Source organism: Streptomyces sp. NPDC039465 (assembly GCF_055639315.1).
This window is the reverse complement of record NZ_JBVKAP010000002.1, coordinates 248,519-262,713: the sequence shown is the minus strand read 5'-3', so window position 1 is coordinate 262,713 and position 14,195 is coordinate 248,519. Positions and strand designations below refer to the sequence as shown.

Sequence of the window (14,195 nt, the reverse complement as noted above, 5' to 3'; positions counted from 1 at the left end):
CGCCGTACGGACCCGGCGGCGGGGGCCGGACCGCCTTCCGCCCCCGGCTGCCGCCCCGGGCCTCCCCGTACGCACCCTGCTAGGGGGCCGGGCCCCCCGGGGCGGCCGGCCCGGCATCCGCCCCGCCGCCCTTCCAGCCCCCACCCCACCCCACCCGGCTACGGTCGGCCCGGCTCCACCGTCACCCCCACCAGCGCCGCCGCCGGATCCGGATCCGCCGGGCCCGAGGGGGTCCAGCGGCCGCGGGACTTGGTGTACGGCCACCAGCGGCCGTCCTCGCCCAGGCGTAGTTGTACGTCTGCGCCGATCACGGTCCAGCGGGCCGGGCCCGTCTGGCGCAGGGGCGGGCGGTCGGGGTCGTCCCAGGCCTCGGCGAGCTGGGTCAGCGCGCGGGCCAGGACGTCCGGGGCCGGGGAGACGTCCTCCTCCAGGACCTTCAGGGCCGGCGCGCCACCCAGGCTCCACGCGCGCGTGGCCAGGTCGAGTTCGGCGCGTCGGCGGCCCGTGCCCGACGCCAGCCGGGCGGCGATCCAGGGCGCGGCCGGGGCCGCGGCCAGCCGGACCGCGTCCTGGCCGACCGTCAGGGCCGGCTCCACCGGGTGCCGGTCGTGCCCCGGTGCCCGGGCCTCGGCCAGCATCCGGTGCGCACGGGCCGCGGCGTCGGCCGCCAGGAACTCCAGCGCCGCGGGGTCGAGCCCGGGCGCGGGGCCCGACTCGGTCTCCAGGGAGGGCGGTTCGCCGGGCGCGCCGGGCAGTGGGGGCGGGGCGGGCAGCGGGGGCAGGATGCCGCGCGCCGCGAACGCCTCCTCGGCGGGGACACCGGCCGCTTCCGCGACGGGCTCGGGATGCTCCGACGCGGCCCGCGCCGCGCTGCGGACCTGGAGCTCGTCGAGGAGCCGTCGCTCACCGCGGCCCCGCATCAGCAGCAGGACGAACGGATCCTGGTCGAGGAGGCGCGCCACCTGGTAGCAGAGCGCGGCGGTGTGCGGGCAGTGGTCCCACGCCTCGCAGGTGCACTCCGGCTCCAGGTCGCCGATGCCGGGCAGCAGCTCCACCCCGGCCGCCGCCGCGTCCTCCACCAGGTCCGGCGGCATCTCGCGGTCGAGGAGCGCCGCGATGTGTCCGGCGCTGTCGACGGCCATGTCCAGGAAGCGGTGCCAGCCCTCCGCCGAGAGCTCTTGGAGCAGGACGTCGCTCCGATGACCCGTGCCGTCCCGGTCCCTGACGACCGCGGTGATCCGCCCGGGCCGGACCGTCACCGCGCCGACCGAGCCATCGCGCGCGTGCTTACGGCCCTTCTTGAGCTGCTGGCCGTCGAGCGCGGTGTCCTCCAGCGCCTTCAGCCAGGCCCGTCCCCACCAGGTCCGGGCGAACGTACCGCCGTGTACCGGCGGCAGCGCGGCGAAGGTCCGCTCCTCCTCCGGGGCGGCCCCGTCCTCGTTGTCGTACGCGTCACTCATCGCCCTCATCGCCCTCATCGCCCGTTCCCTCGCAGCTCCACCAGGTCCGCCAGCTCGGCGTCGGTCAGTTCGGTCAGCGCGCCCTCGCCGGAGCCGAGGACGGCGTCCGCCAGCTCCCGTTTGCTCGCCAGCATGTCGGCGATGCGGTCCTCGATCGTGCCCTCCGCGACGATCCGGTGGACCTGCACCGGCTGGGTCTGCCCGATCCGGTACGCCCGGTCCGTGGCCTGTGCCTCGACGGCCGGGTTCCACCAGCGGTCGTAGTGCACCACATGACCGGCGCGGGTCAGGTTCAGGCCGGTGCCGGCGGCCTTCAACGACAGCAGGAACACCGGCACTTCGCCGTCCTGGAAGCGCTGCACCATCGCCTCCCGCTCCGCCACCGGGGTCCCTCCGTGCAGGAACTGCGTCCGCACCCCCCGGGCCGCCAGATGCCGTTCCAGGAGCCGCGCCATCTGCACGTACTGGGTGAAGACGAGCACGGCCGCCTCCTCGGCGAGGATCGTGTCGAGGAGTTCGTCGAGGAGCTCCAGCTTCCCGGAGCGGTCCGCGATGGTGGGGTTGTCCTCCTTCAAGTACTGCGCCGGGTGGTTGCAGATCTGCTTCAGCGCGGTCAGCAGCTTCATCACGAGGCCGCGGCGCTCCATGCCGTCCGCCTCGGCGATCGCCGCGAGCGTCTCGCGCACCACCGCCTCGTAGAGGCCGGCCTGTTCCTTGGTCAGCGACACGGCCCGGTCGGTCTCGGTCTTCGGGGGCAGTTCGGGCGCGATCCCCGGGTCGGACTTGCGGCGGCGCAGCAGGAACGGGCGGACCAGCGCCGCCAGCCGCTCGGCGGCCGCCGGGTCGCCGCCCTCGACGGCCTGCGCGTAGCGGGTACGGAAGGTGCCGAGGCGCCCGAGCAGGCCGGGGGTCGTCCAGTCCAGGATCGCCCACAGCTCAAAGAGGTTGTTCTCCACGGGCGTTCCGGTCAGCGCCACGCGCGCCTTCGTACCGATGGTGCGCAGCTGCCGGGCGGTGGCCGAATAGGGGTTCTTGACGTGCTGGGCCTCGTCCGCGACGACCATGCCCCAGGCCGGCTCGGCCAGCCGCGCCGCGTCGAGCCGCATGGTGCCGTACGTGGTGAGGACGAACTCTCCGTCGGCCAGGCCGTCGAGGGTGCGGGTCGTGCCGTGGAAGCGGCGGACCGGGGTGCCGGGGGCGAACCTCTCGATCTCCCGCTGCCAGTTGCCCATCAGCGAGGTGGGGCAGACCACGAGGGTGGGCCCCGCGGCGGCCGGGTCGGTCTGGCGGTGCAGATGAAGCGCGATCAGAGTGATCGTTTTTCCCAGGCCCATGTCGTCGGCGAGGCAGCCGCCGAGCCCCAGCGACGTCATCCGGTGCAGCCAGTTCAGGCCACGCAGCTGGTAGTCGCGGAGGGTCGCCCGGAGCGCGGCGGGCTGGGCGAGGTCCTGTCGCCCGCCCTCCGGGTCGGCCAGCCGCTCCCTAAGCCGTGCCAGCCACCCCGACGCCTCGACCGCCACCGGGCGGCCGTCCACCTCCGTCGAGCCGGTCAGTACGGCACCCAGCGCGTCGATCGGGCTGACCTTGCGGTCCTGGCTCTCCCGGGCCCGCAGCGCCTCCGCCGGGTCGACCAGCACCCACTGCCCGCGCAGCCGCACCAACGGCCGCCCGGCCTCGGCGAGCTGGTCGAGCTCCGCGCGGGTGAGGGTGTCGTCGCCCACGGCGAAACGCCAGTTGAAGGAGAGCAGGGCGTCGGCGGAGAGGAACGAGGGCATGCCGGAGCCGTCCCGGTCCCGACCGTGGTCGTCGCCGGCGGGCGGCCCGATCACGGCCCGCGCGGTCAGCTTGCGCGCCAGCTCCCTTGGCCAGTGCACCTGCATGCCCGTCGCCGCGAGCGCCCGCGCCGCCTCGCCGAGCAGCTCGGTGATCTCCTCGTCGGCGAGGTCGACGGCGTCGGGGACGGCGGCGGACAGGAGCGGGGTCAGCGGCGCCCAGGCGCGTGCGGCTCGGCGCAGCGCGAGGAGCGCGTCCATCCGGGCGCGCGGCCCGAAGGCGCCCGCCGCGGGCCCGCTGCCCGCCCACACCTCCGCGGCGTCGGCGACCAGCGCGGCGTCGCTGACGCTGTGTATCTGCAGGACGGCCCGGAAGGCGGGCGCCTCCGGAGCGTCGGCTCCGGCGCCGAGCCCCGACACTTCGACGCGCAGCGAGAGCCGTACGCCCGCGTCGTACCCGGCGGCCACGTCCGCCGCCCAGCCGCGCTGTGCCGGCACCTGCTGCGCGGGAAGCGCCGCGAAGGCCGGGCCGCCGGCGGCGAGGGGCGCGGCGGGGGTGCGCGGTAGCCCGTCGGCGACGGCGTCCAGGAAGGCCCGCAGCAGCCCCTCGGGCTCCGGCAGCCGCGGGGAGGCGCCGTCCACCGCGGGCAGGGGTACGGCATGGGCGCCCGGCGGCATCGACGCCGCCAGCGTCCGTACGAGCTCCAGGTCCTCGGGCGACAGCGGACCGATCCGCCAGGCGTCCCGGTCCGCGGCCGTGAGCCCGGGCAGCAGCAGCCCGCGCGCCACCAGATGGAGACCGAGGAGCGCCGCCGCACCCCAGAACGCGGTCTCGGGCGACGCGTCCGGCGCCGTCCTCGCGCGCGTGAGGACGGGCATGGCCTCCCGTACGGGCAGCAGCCGGGCCCGCACGATCCGGGTGCGGAGGTCGTCCGCGACCACGGTCAGGTCCTCGACAACACCCAGCTCCTCGCCCCCGCCGCTCTCGTGCCGGGGCGGTCCGTCGCCGTCGCGCCAGAAGGCGACCCGGCCGTCCCGTGCCGGGTCGGCGGGCAGGAAGACAGCCGAAGAGCCGAAGAATTCGGACACGCTCACTGATTCCTCAAATTTGACTAGTGGACGGGGCCGCCGAGGGTACTCGATCATGGCGTGGTGGAGCCAGCACCACCCCGCCCCCTGGGCTGACCCCCACTGAACTCGGGGGATGACGCCATGGTTCCCCACCGGCGCCGCTCCGTACGTTTCTGGGGACCGGGGCGCAGTCGGCGCACCGGCCTCACCAGGGGAGACCGCATGCCACAGGCCGCCGCAACGCTCACGGCACCCGAACGGGCCCTCGCGTCCACCGCCCGGCCCCGGGCCGCCGGCAGCGAGTTCGCCCCGCTGCTGCGCACGGTCAAGGAACAGGGCCTGCTGGAGCGCCGCACCGCCTGGTACGCGCGCGGCATCGCGGTGAACCTGCTGGGCCTGGCCGCCGTCATCACAGGCCTGGTCCTCCTGGGCCCTTCCTGGTGGGCGATGACGCTGGCCCTACCGCTCGCCCTGCTCTCCGCCCGCTGCGCGTTCGTCGGCCATGACGCCGGCCATGCGCAGATCGCCGCCGACCGCCGCACCAACCGGCTCATCCAGCTCGTCCACGCCAACCTCCTCCTCGGCATGAGCCAGGAGTGGTGGAACGACAAGCACAACCGCCACCACGCCAACCCCAACCACCTGGACAAGGACCCCGATGTCGCCGCGGACGTGCTGGTCTTCGCCCAGCACCAGGCGGCGGACCGCACCGGCTTCCGGGCCTGGCTCACCCGGCATCAGGCCTGGCTCTTCTTCCCGCTGACCACGCTGGAGGGCATCGCGCTCAAGGTGTACGGCTTCCAGGCGCTGTTCTCCAAGGACGGTCCCTACCGCAACCGGCGCGACCGCCTCACCGAGGGCGCCCTGCTCCTCGCCCATGTCGTCGGCTACGCGGCCCTGCTGCTGAGCACCCTCACGGCCGGCCAGGCCCTGGTCTTCGCGCTGATCCACCAGATGCTGCTCGGCCTCCACCTGGGCATGGCGTTCGCCCCGAACCACAAGGGCATGGAGATACCCGGCGAGGACGGTGAGCGCTGGGGCCATCTGCGCCGCCAGGTCCTCACCTCCCGCAACATCCGCGGCGGCCCGCTCACCGACTGGTTCCTGGGGGGCCTGAACTACCAGATCGAGCACCACCTCTTCCCGAGCATGCCCCGCCCGCATCTGCGGCTCGCCCAGCCGGCCGTCCGCGCCCACTGCCGCGCCCTGGGCATCCCGTACACGGAGACCGGCCTCGTCGACTCCTACCGCCAGGCGCTCGGCCATCTGTACGAGGTCGGCGAGCCGCTGCGCGCGGCCTGAGCCGGCCGCGGACGACGGCGGTTCCTCGGGGGAACCGCCGTCAGGTTTCGGGCGTTCAATGGAAGAAGGCGGCCCAAGGCCGCGAAGGAGGCACGAAGATGTCGACAAACGGGAAGATCGCCCTCGGGGGAGTGGTCGTAGGCCTTGTCCTGATACCGCTGATCGGTTTCTGGCTCTCACTGCTGGTGATCGTCGGCGTCCCCGCCGTGGCCTACCTCGCGCTCGACCCGAGCCAGCGCCGTCGGCTGCGTCGGGTCTCACGCAAGCAGATCGGCAGGTAGCGGCCTGGCCCGATAGGCTCCCCGAAGATCTTTCGAGCAGGATGAACTTGTTCGAACGCGGAGAGGGGAGCCCGGGGGATGGGCGCGACGGTCACCACGGTGAGCAGCAACGGCAGCTACTCCTTCACGAAGCCGAACCGGGAGAGCATCACCCTGCTCGCCGGGCTCGGGGTGGAGGGGGACGTCCACGCGGGAGTGACGGTCAAGCACCGCTCCCGGGTGGCCAAGGACCCCACCGCCCCGAACCTCCGTCAGGTCCACCTCATCCACGAGGAGCTGTTCACCGAGGTCGCCGAGGCCGGATTCCGGGTCGGGCCCGGAGACCTTGGCGAGAACATCACCACCAGCGGTGTCGATCTCCTTGGCCTCCCCACCGGCACCCTGCTGCACATAGGTCCTGAGGCGGTCGTGGAGGTCACCGGACTGCGCAACCCCTGTGTGCAGATCGACACCTTCCAGGACGGGCTGCTGAAGCGGGTCGTCGGCCGCGACGCCGCCGGGCGGCTGATCCGCAAGGCCGGAATCATGAGCGTGGTGCGGACGGGTGGTGTGGTCCGGCCGGGCGACCCGATCGAGATCGAGCTCCCGACCGGGCCGCACCGCCCCCTGGAGCGGGTCTGATCGACGGGGCCCCGCCGCCCGTTCCGCACTATCCGCGCAGGGCGCAGGAGTTGACCACGTCCCCGCCCGAGGGCCGGGCGACCGTACGGCTCCCGGGCGGCGGCGTACCCTTCTCGACCCATGCCGTCAGCGCTGAGAACGCCGAGCGGTAGCAGGGCAGGATCGGCCGCAGCCGGTCCGGATGGGTGTCGTACAGGCCGTCGGCGTGCGTGCCGTACTCGATCCGGTAGTACCGGTGCAGCCCGCCGGGCCCCTTGTGCTCGATCATGCGCGCGTACACATCGGAATCGGTCGCGATCGGCAGCAAGGCATCCAGATCCCCATGCAAGGTGATCAGGGGGCGTCCGATTCTGCCTGTCAGGGCGACCTTCGCGACCGCCCGCCGGACGGACGCAGGCCGCGACGTGTAGGAGTAGGCCGCGTCGGAGGGGCAGGCGGCGAAGATCTGCTCCGGCGTCGTACCGGCCGAGGCGCCCGGGCAGGCCGGATCGTACGCGGGGTCGAACTCCGCCCGGAACGCCTTCTGGGTCAGCCCCCAGTAGACCTTCTCGTGGTACGGCCACAGGAACCGCGACCCGGGCGCGAACCCGGCCGCCAGCAGATCGTCGTCATCGGCCTCCCCCAGGGAGCGGGCCACGGTGACCGGCAGACCGGTCAGCAGGTTCGGCCCGCGCGTCGTCCACAGCACGCCCTCCCAGTCCACCCCGCCGTCGTACAGATCGGGCCGGTTCTCCAGCTGCCAGCGCGTGAGATAGCCGCCGTTGGAGATGCCCGTCATGTACGTGCGCAAGGGGCCGTGCCCGTACCGCTGCCGTACGACCCGCTGGGCGGCGACGGTCAGTTCGGTGACCCGGCGGTTCCACTCGGCGACCGCGTCCCCCGGGCGCCGCCCGTCGGTGAAGAAGTCGGGTCCGGTGTTGCCCTTGTCCGTCGCCGCGTACGCGTACCCCTGGGCCAGGACCTGGTCGGAGATGAGCGTGTCCGTGGAGTACTGCCGACGGGTGCCCGGCGCGCCCGTCACCACGAGTCCGCCGTTCCACCGGTCGGGCAGCCGGATCACGAACTGGGCGTCGTGCCGCCAGCCGTGCGTGGCGTTCAGCCGTGAGTCGTCCGGGAAGTAGCCATCGATCTGGATCCCCGGCACCCCCGACGGATTGCGTGTCCCGCGCGCGGAGAGTCCCGCCTGGTCGGCCATGTCGGTGTACGGAGTACCGGCCAGCGCCGCCGTCGTCAGATCGCCCAGACAGGCCGTCCGCTGGTGCGCCGCGCCGGGGACGGCGAGCGCTGCCGGACGGGCGCACGGCTCCGGAGGGCCGGTCGTGGCCCCGGCGGGGGCGGTGAGGGTGAGCCCCGTCAGGAGCGCGGTGAGCAGGGTAACGCCTCGCAGCAGGCGCATGGACGGCCTCCGGTGGGACGACGGCTGGGTGTCACGCGCCGACCATCGTCCGGGCACCCTCACCGCCCGGCCATGGTCCGGCACCCCACCTCGCGCGACTCACGCATGTGCCCCGGACCCGTCTCCCCAGCGGCGCGTGGCTCAGGACGGGCGGACCGCCATGGCGTCCAACGCCTCCAGCAGGGCCGGGAGCTTGGGGCCACGGGCCACCGGCAGGACCTCGCGCGGTTCGTCGTCCAGGAGCACGAACGCCATGTCGTCGGTGCGGGCGACCAGGGACCAGCCGGGTCCGTCCGCGCGCAGCATCCGGGCGTCCGCGGTGGCGAAGGTGGACCGCACCCGGCCGACCGGTGGCGGCTCCTGGAGGTACCCGCGCAGTTCGGCGAGCGCGCGCCGCACCCCGTCGTACGGGTCGGCTTCGGCCTCCGCGTCCGCGGCGGTGGTCTCGGACGCAGGGTCGGACCCGGCCTCCGCGTCTGCGGCGGTGGTCTCGGACGCGACGTCGCCGGGGTCACCGCCGGACGAGCCGTCGAACTCCGCCCGCCACGCCTCCCACTGAAGCGCTATGGCGTCCGCGCCCATACGCCGCTGGGCGGGCCCCCACTCCCCGGCGTCCAGCGGAGCCAGTACCGGCGGGTCGCCCTCCTCCGGCTCCGGATCGTGCGGCGCGGGCAGATCCGGCGCCGCGGTCGCCACGGCCAGCGGCCACCCGGGGAGCGCGGCCACCACCGACCGCTCGTCGGGCGACAGGTCGTAGGCCATGCCGCAGTCCCAGGACGCGATGGCCACGGCGACCAGCGACACGTCGTCGACCACGACGGTCCAGCGCGCTCCCGTACCGTCCTGGCCCAGCACCAGCCCGTAGCCCTCGGCGTACGCCTCCAGGCCCAGGGACGCGCAGGCGGCCGGGTAGTCGTCGCCGAGGACGGTGGGGAACTGCGCGGGTGTCAGCAGGACGGCCGTCAGCACATACAGCGCGTCGTCGTCGACGTTGTCCGTCCCGGCCACGGCGGCCTCCTCATCCCGATCGTTCGTCGGCGCACCTTAACCAGCGGTAGCCCAGCCGTCGAGAGTCCGCGGGGAGTCCGGGGTCGGCCCCTGGGGAGCCGGTGGCGGGCAAAGCGGTACGAACTGGCCGGAGCGGCTCGCCCTTCCCCGCTCTCTCAGGCGTCCCGGCGGGCGAGCGCGAGGAAGCGGGCGTCCTCGTCGACGTACGACTCCAACCGCCAGCCGGCGCGGGAGAGCAGCGGCCGCAGGTTCGGCTCGGCGCGCAGGTCGTCGTCGGTGATCGCCCGGCCATGGCGGGCGGCGAGGGCGGCGCGCCCGATCGGGTGGAACAGCGCGAGCAGCCCGCCGGGCCGCACCACCCGCGCCAGCTCGCGCAGATTCTCCTGCGGCCGGGGCAGATGCGAGATGAGCCCAGCCCCGAACACAGCGTCCAGCGCCCCCGTGGCGAGCGGCAGCGCGCCGACGTCGGCGAGCAGCAGCTGTCCGTACGCGTCCCGGCCGGCGCGTACCGCCGCCTCCAGCATCGCCGGGGTCAGATCGGCACCGAGGACGGTGCCGCCGGGGCCCACGGCGTCGCGCAGGGCGGGCAGGGCCCGTCCCGTGCCGCAGCCCGCGTCGAGGACGGCGGCACCGGGCCGCAGGCCCAGCTCCGCGACGGCGGCGGCGTAGGCCGGCCCGTCGTCGGGGAAACGGCTGTCCCAGTCGGCGGCCCGGGCCGTGAAGAATTCCTGTACCTGCGTGGGGTCGTCGCTCATGCCGTCATGATCCCTCAGGGATCCGGGGAGAGTTCAGCCTCTTCGGTGAATCACCTGTGCGCACGTTCGAGCGCTGCGCGATCGTTCAGGAACATCTCTGTGTCATATTCCAACAGCTTTCGAAATGCGCCCCTGTCGTGCGCCCCTATGAGGACTAGCGTCCCTGAGCCATGGGACACCTGGACCACGCCACATTCGGCTGGCTGACCCCCGTGCTGTCGTACGCGATGGCCTGCATCGGCGCCGCCCTCGGGCTGCGCTGCACCGTCCGAGCGCTGGAAGCCACCGGCCGGTCCCGGCGCAACTGGCTGCTCACCGCCGCCTCCGCCCTCGGCACGGGCATCTGGACGATGCACTTCGTCGCCATGCTCGGTTTCGGCGTCAGCGGCACCGACATCCGTTACGACGTGCCGCTGACCCTCCTCAGCCTCCTCGTCGCCGTGCTCGTCGTCGGCGTGGGCGTCTTCGCCGTCGGGCACGGCCGCGACCGGCTGCGCTCGCTCCTCCTAGGCGGCCTCACCACCGGCCTCGGCGTGGCGAGCATGCACTACCTCGGCATGGCCGCCCTACGGCTGCACGGGCAGGTGCGCTACGACCCCCTCATCGTCGCCCTCTCCGTCGCCATCGCGGTCGTCGCGGCGTCCGCGGCCCTGTGGGCGGCCCTGAACATCAAGTCGCCCGTCGCGGTCGCCGTCGCCTCACTCGTCATGGGCGCGGCCGTCAGCAGCATGCACTACACCGGAATGCTCGCCGTCGAGGTCGAGGTGGCGCCCTCCCACGGCACGCTCCCCGGGGCCACGGCGATGCAGTTCATCTTCCCCCTCGCCGTCGGCCTCGGGTCCTACCTCTTCCTCACCTCTGCCTTCGTCGCCCTGACCCCGACCGCCAGGGAACGCGCCGCCTACGCCTCCGCCGAACGAGCCACCGCGGACCCGGCCGACCCGGACGGGCCGCGCGACGGCTCCCTGCCCGGCACGACGACGGCACGACCGCCCGCCCCCGCATAACCCGGCCCCGGCGCGGGCCGCCGCACCCAGCCCCGTACCCGGAACGAGGAGGCCATGCGAACTCCCCGCCACACCACCCACGACACCAGCTCGCCACCGCCCACGCCGGCCGCGCGAGGGCGCCGCGCCCACGCCGGACCGCCCGCCGACGAACAGGGCGCAGGGGGCCAGGGCGACGGGACGGGAGCACAGAGCCCGTCGGGAGGACAGAGCGCGACGGAGGCGCAGGCCCGGCGAAGTGCCCACCTGCGCCCCCGGACCGTCCGCGCCAAGATCGTCTCGCTGCTGATGGTGCCCGTCGTGTCGCTGCTGGGCCTGTGGGGCTTCGCGACCGTCACCACCGCCCAGGACATCGCCCGGCTCCGGCAGCTCCAGCGCATCGACGCGGAGATACGGGCACCCTTCGCGGCCGCCGTCACCGCCCTCCAGGCCGAACGCCGCGCCGCCGTACGGCAGATCGCCGCGCCGGGACCCGGACGGGCCGCCGAACTGAAGGAACAGGGACGCGCCACCGACACCGCCGTCGCCCGGCTCGACCTCGGCGGCGGACACACCGTCGCGGACACCGGCGGCCTGCCCGCCGACGCCTCCCGCCGGGTGGAGAGCTTCATCGAACGCGCCCGCGCCCTGCGGACGGTGCGGAGCGCCGTCCTCGACGGCAAGACCGACTGGGACACCGCCTACACGCGATACACCGACACCATCTCCGCGGCCTTCGCCGCGAGCGGCGCACTGACCGGCGTCCAGGACGGCACGACCGGCTCCGACGCGCGCGTGCTCCTCGAATTCGGCCGGGCCACCGAGATGCTCGCCCGCGAGGACGCCCTCCTGTCCTCCGCCCACCTCGGTACGGAACTGGGCGCGGCCCGCCAACGCGCCTTCGCCGGCGCCGTGGAGATCCGCCGCCACCTCGCCGAGACCGCCGGGGCCGACCTGCGCGGACCCGACCGCGACGCCTGGCGCGCCCTCACCGCCCAGCCCGCCTACCAGCAGCTCACCGCCGCCGAGGACCGGGTCCGTACCGCCCCGCCGGGCCGCAAGGCCGCCACCGCCGTCCCCGCGAGCACCTGGGACAGCGCCTACGACCCCGTCAGCGCCGCACTCGACACGCTTGAGGCCGACGCCCGGCGCAGCGCCGCCGACCGCGCCGACCCGTTCGCCGACGGCGCGCTCACCCCGGCGGGCGCGGCGGTCCTCTTCGGCCTCGCCGCGGTCGCCGCCTCCCTCGTCATCTCCGTACGCATCGGCCGCGGCCTCGTCGTGGAGCTCGTCAGTCTTCGCAACACCGCCCTGGAGATCGCCCGCCGCAAACTGCCCCACGCTATGCGGCGGCTGCGCGCCGGCGAGGAGATCGACGTCCGGGCGGAGGCGCCGGCCGGTCCCGCCGAACAGGACGAGATCGGGCAGGTCGGCGAGGCGCTCGGCACCGTCCACCGCGCCGCGCTGAGCGCCGCCGTCGAACGGGCCGAACTGGCCAGTGGAATCTCCGGCGTCTTCGTCAACCTCGCCCGCCGCAGCCAGGTCCTGGTCCACCGTCAGCTCAACCTCCTCGACAGCATGGAGCGCCGCGCCGACGATCCGAGCGAACTCGGCGACCTCTTCCGTCTCGACCACCTCACCACCCGCATGCGCCGCCACGCCGAGAGCCTGATCATCCTGTCCGGGGCCGCCCCCGGCCGCGCCTGGCGGATGCCGGTCCCGCTCACCAACGTCGTACGGGCCGCCGTCTCCGAAATCGAGGACTACGCGCGCGTGGAGGTACGTCACCTGCCCGAGACCTCCGTCGTCGGCGCGGCCGTCGCCGACCTGACCCATCTCCTCGCCGAACTGGTCGAGAACGCGGCGCAGTTCTCCCCGCCGCACACCAAGGTCCGGGTCAGCGGCGAGCCCGTCGGCAACGGCTACGCCCTCGAGATCGAGGACCGCGGGCTGGGCATGGGCAAGGAGACCCTCGCCGATGCCAACCGCCGGATCGAACAGTCCGAGGCGCTCGACCTGTTCGACAGCGACCGGCTGGGGCTCTTCGTCGTCAGCCGCCTCTCCGCCCGGCACGGCATCAAGGTCCACCTGCGGACCTCGCCGTACGGCGGTACGACCGCGGTCGTCCTGCTGCCGACCGCACTGCTCCAAGGGGCACTGACGGCCGGGGCGCCGGCGTCCGCGGTGGCGGCGGCCTCCCGTACGGACCGCGCGGCGCCGCCGGAGGGCCCCGTACCCGCCGCGCCCGCCGGACAGCGGCTGCCCCCGCCCGTCGCCGTCGCCCCGTCCGCGGCCCGCCGCGCGCTCCGGCCCGGGGAGCCTGAGACCACGCCGGCGCCCGCCGCCGTGACGACGCTCCGGAAGCGCGGCCAGGAGGACGCGGGCCCGGAGGCGGGCGCCACGGACGGCTTGCCGCGCCGCGTACGCCAGTCCCACCTCGTATCCCAGCTGCGTGAGGCACGGCCGCCGGCCCCGCCCCACGAACCGGCCGGGCCCGACACCGACCGACGGACCCCCGAACAGGCCCGGGACCGTATGACGGCCTATCGCGACGGCTGGGCCCGCGGCGGCGGCGCCGCCCCCGGCACGCCCACCGACCGTCCTCCCACCGACCGCACGCGCAGAACCGGTTTCGGCAGTGAAGGAGACGACAGATGATCGAGCACGAGAGGATCGCCCCCCACCGGTCGGGCGAACTCGACTGGCTGCTGGACGATCTGGTCCTGCGGGTCCGCGAGGTGCGCCACACGGTCGTGCTGTCCAACGACGGCCTCGCGGTCGGCGCCTCCAGCGGCCTGACGCGGGAGGACGCGGAACATCTCGCGGCCGTCGCCTCCGGGTTCCACAGCCTGGCCAAGGGCGCCGGACGCCATTTCCACGCCGGAGGAGTGCGCCAGACGATGGTGGAGATGGACGACGGCTTCCTGTTCGTCGCGGCCGCCGGGGACGGATCGTGCCTCGCCGTCCTCAGCGAGGTCACCGCCGACATCGGCCTGATCGCCTACGAGATGGCCCGGCTCGTCAAGCGCGTCGGCGAGCACCTGTACGCACCGCCGAGGAGCACCCCTGCCCCGCCGGCCACCGGCTGACCGCCGCGACATCCAGCGGAGCCTTCCACCGGAGAGACATCCATGACCGAGGACAGCGGCGCCGACCAGCCACCGGGCGGCCAGTGGTACGACGCCGAGGCAGGACCCCTCGTCCGCCCGTACGCCATGACCGGCGGTCGTACGAAACCGGGGCCCAGCAACGTACGGTTCGACCTCATCGCCCTGGTCGTCGTCGACGACCACCCACCCGACGGGGCCGAGGAATCCCTCCTAGGCCCGGAGCACCGCGCCCTGCTGACCCTGTGCCGCGCCGAGACCCAGTCCGTGGCGGAACTCGCCGCCGACGCCGACCTGCCCGTAGGCGTCGTCCGGGTCCTCCTCGGCGACCTGCTCGAAGCCGGCTACGTCAAGGTCAGCAGGCCCGTACCGCCCGCGCAGCTGCCCGACGAGAGGATCCTGCGGGAGGTCATCGAAGGACTCAGAGCGCTCTGAA

The 14,195-nt window shown here is 74.1% G+C and carries 12 protein-coding genes; 7 read left to right on the top strand and 5 right to left on the bottom strand.

Translation table 11 applies throughout. The features are described 5' to 3' along the window. Nucleotides 1-158: 158 nt before the first annotated feature. Together ACZ7LT_RS07400 and ACZ7LT_RS07395 are read right to left on the bottom strand one after the other, a co-directional pair. The gene (locus ACZ7LT_RS07400) at nucleotides 159-1,469 is read right to left on the bottom strand and encodes an SWIM zinc finger family protein (RefSeq protein WP_471235603.1); all 1,311 of its coding nucleotides are present in this window, start codon (nucleotides 1,467-1,469) and stop codon (nucleotides 159-161) included. A gap of 5 nt (nucleotides 1,470-1,474) precedes the next feature. Then, a complete protein-coding gene (locus ACZ7LT_RS07395) occupies nucleotides 1,475-4,378 on the bottom strand; it encodes a DEAD/DEAH box helicase (protein WP_471235025.1) in 2,904 nt (967 codons plus the stop codon). 147 nt (nucleotides 4,379-4,525) lie between these two features. On the opposite strand from ACZ7LT_RS07395, the gene ACZ7LT_RS07390 reads away from it, so the two are divergent. The 3 genes from ACZ7LT_RS07390 (at nucleotide 4,526) to ACZ7LT_RS07380 (ending at nucleotide 6,507) form a co-directional block, all read left to right on the top strand. Next, nucleotides 4,526-5,605 (top strand): fatty acid desaturase family protein, encoded by a 1,080-nt coding sequence (locus tag ACZ7LT_RS07390; RefSeq protein ID WP_471235024.1) that lies wholly within the window; start codon nucleotides 4,526-4,528, stop codon nucleotides 5,603-5,605. Nucleotides 5,606-5,703: 98 nt separating this feature from the next. Next, nucleotides 5,704-5,886, top strand: a complete 183-nt coding sequence (locus ACZ7LT_RS07385; protein ID WP_471235023.1) for a hypothetical protein — start codon at nucleotides 5,704-5,706, stop codon at nucleotides 5,884-5,886. Between the two features lie 78 nt (nucleotides 5,887-5,964). Next, nucleotides 5,965-6,507 carry an MOSC domain-containing protein gene (locus ACZ7LT_RS07380; protein ID WP_471235022.1) on the top strand — a complete coding sequence of 181 codons (543 nt, stop codon included), beginning with the start codon at nucleotides 5,965-5,967 and terminating at the stop codon, nucleotides 6,505-6,507. Between the two features lie 28 nt (nucleotides 6,508-6,535). On the opposite strand, the gene ACZ7LT_RS07375 is transcribed toward ACZ7LT_RS07380, so the two are convergent. The 3 genes from ACZ7LT_RS07375 to ACZ7LT_RS07365 form a co-directional block, all read right to left on the bottom strand. Continuing rightward, nucleotides 6,536-7,903, bottom strand: coding sequence for a tannase/feruloyl esterase family alpha/beta hydrolase (locus tag ACZ7LT_RS07375; RefSeq protein WP_471235021.1), 1,368 nt, complete (start codon nucleotides 7,901-7,903; stop codon nucleotides 6,536-6,538). Between the two features lie 141 nt (nucleotides 7,904-8,044). Further along, a complete protein-coding gene (locus ACZ7LT_RS07370) occupies nucleotides 8,045-8,911 on the bottom strand; it encodes a hypothetical protein (RefSeq protein ID WP_471235020.1) in 867 nt (288 codons plus the stop codon). Between the two features lie 155 nt (nucleotides 8,912-9,066). Beyond that, entirely contained in the window at nucleotides 9,067-9,666 is a 600-nt protein-coding gene (locus ACZ7LT_RS07365; RefSeq protein ID WP_471235019.1) for a class I SAM-dependent methyltransferase, read from the bottom strand. Nucleotides 9,667-9,836: 170 nt separating this feature from the next. On the opposite strand from ACZ7LT_RS07365, the gene ACZ7LT_RS07360 reads away from it, so the two are divergent. The 4 genes from ACZ7LT_RS07360 to ACZ7LT_RS07345 are packed head-to-tail and all read left to right on the top strand — an operon-like array spanning nucleotide 9,837 to nucleotide 14,194. After that, complete coding sequence (locus ACZ7LT_RS07360; RefSeq protein ID WP_471235018.1) at nucleotides 9,837-10,673, top strand: MHYT domain-containing protein; 837 nt, start codon at nucleotides 9,837-9,839, stop codon at nucleotides 10,671-10,673. Between the two features lie 54 nt (nucleotides 10,674-10,727). Next, entirely contained in the window at nucleotides 10,728-13,310 is a 2,583-nt protein-coding gene (locus ACZ7LT_RS07355) for a sensor histidine kinase (RefSeq protein ID WP_471235017.1), read from the top strand. Further along, entirely contained in the window at nucleotides 13,307-13,741 is a 435-nt protein-coding gene (locus tag ACZ7LT_RS07350) for a roadblock/LC7 domain-containing protein (RefSeq protein ID WP_471235016.1), read from the top strand. The genes ACZ7LT_RS07355 and ACZ7LT_RS07350 overlap by 4 nt, the downstream gene beginning before the upstream one ends. A 42-nt stretch (nucleotides 13,742-13,783) precedes the next feature. Next, on the top strand, nucleotides 13,784-14,194 hold the full coding sequence (locus ACZ7LT_RS07345; RefSeq protein ID WP_471235015.1) for a DUF742 domain-containing protein: 411 nt from the start codon (nucleotides 13,784-13,786) through the stop codon (nucleotides 14,192-14,194). The last annotated feature ends 1 nt before the right edge of the window (nucleotide 14,195 follow it).

What these genes read in the sequence shown, in the direction of transcription:
- ACZ7LT_RS07400 (WP_471235603.1), bottom strand. Translation starts at nt 1,469, where the DNA reads ATGAGGGCGATGAGTGACGCGTACGACAACGAGGACGGGGCCGCCCCG.
- ACZ7LT_RS07395 (WP_471235025.1), bottom strand. Translation starts at nt 4,378, where the DNA reads ATGATCGAGTACCCTCGGCGGCCCCGTCCACTAGTCAAATTTGAGGAA.
- ACZ7LT_RS07390 (WP_471235024.1), top strand. Translation starts at nt 4,526, where the DNA reads ATGCCACAGGCCGCCGCAACGCTCACGGCACCCGAACGGGCCCTCGCG.
- ACZ7LT_RS07385 (WP_471235023.1), top strand. Translation starts at nt 5,704, where the DNA reads ATGTCGACAAACGGGAAGATCGCCCTCGGGGGAGTGGTCGTAGGCCTT.
- ACZ7LT_RS07380 (WP_471235022.1), top strand. Translation starts at nt 5,965, where the DNA reads ATGGGCGCGACGGTCACCACGGTGAGCAGCAACGGCAGCTACTCCTTC.
- ACZ7LT_RS07375 (WP_471235021.1), bottom strand. Translation starts at nt 7,903, where the DNA reads ATGCGCCTGCTGCGAGGCGTTACCCTGCTCACCGCGCTCCTGACGGGG.
- ACZ7LT_RS07365 (WP_471235019.1), bottom strand. Translation starts at nt 9,666, where the DNA reads ATGAGCGACGACCCCACGCAGGTACAGGAATTCTTCACGGCCCGGGCC.
- ACZ7LT_RS07360 (WP_471235018.1), top strand. Translation starts at nt 9,837, where the DNA reads ATGGGACACCTGGACCACGCCACATTCGGCTGGCTGACCCCCGTGCTG.
- ACZ7LT_RS07355 (WP_471235017.1), top strand. Translation starts at nt 10,728, where the DNA reads ATGCGAACTCCCCGCCACACCACCCACGACACCAGCTCGCCACCGCCC.
- ACZ7LT_RS07350 (WP_471235016.1), top strand. Translation starts at nt 13,307, where the DNA reads ATGATCGAGCACGAGAGGATCGCCCCCCACCGGTCGGGCGAACTCGAC.
- ACZ7LT_RS07345 (WP_471235015.1), top strand. Translation starts at nt 13,784, where the DNA reads ATGACCGAGGACAGCGGCGCCGACCAGCCACCGGGCGGCCAGTGGTAC.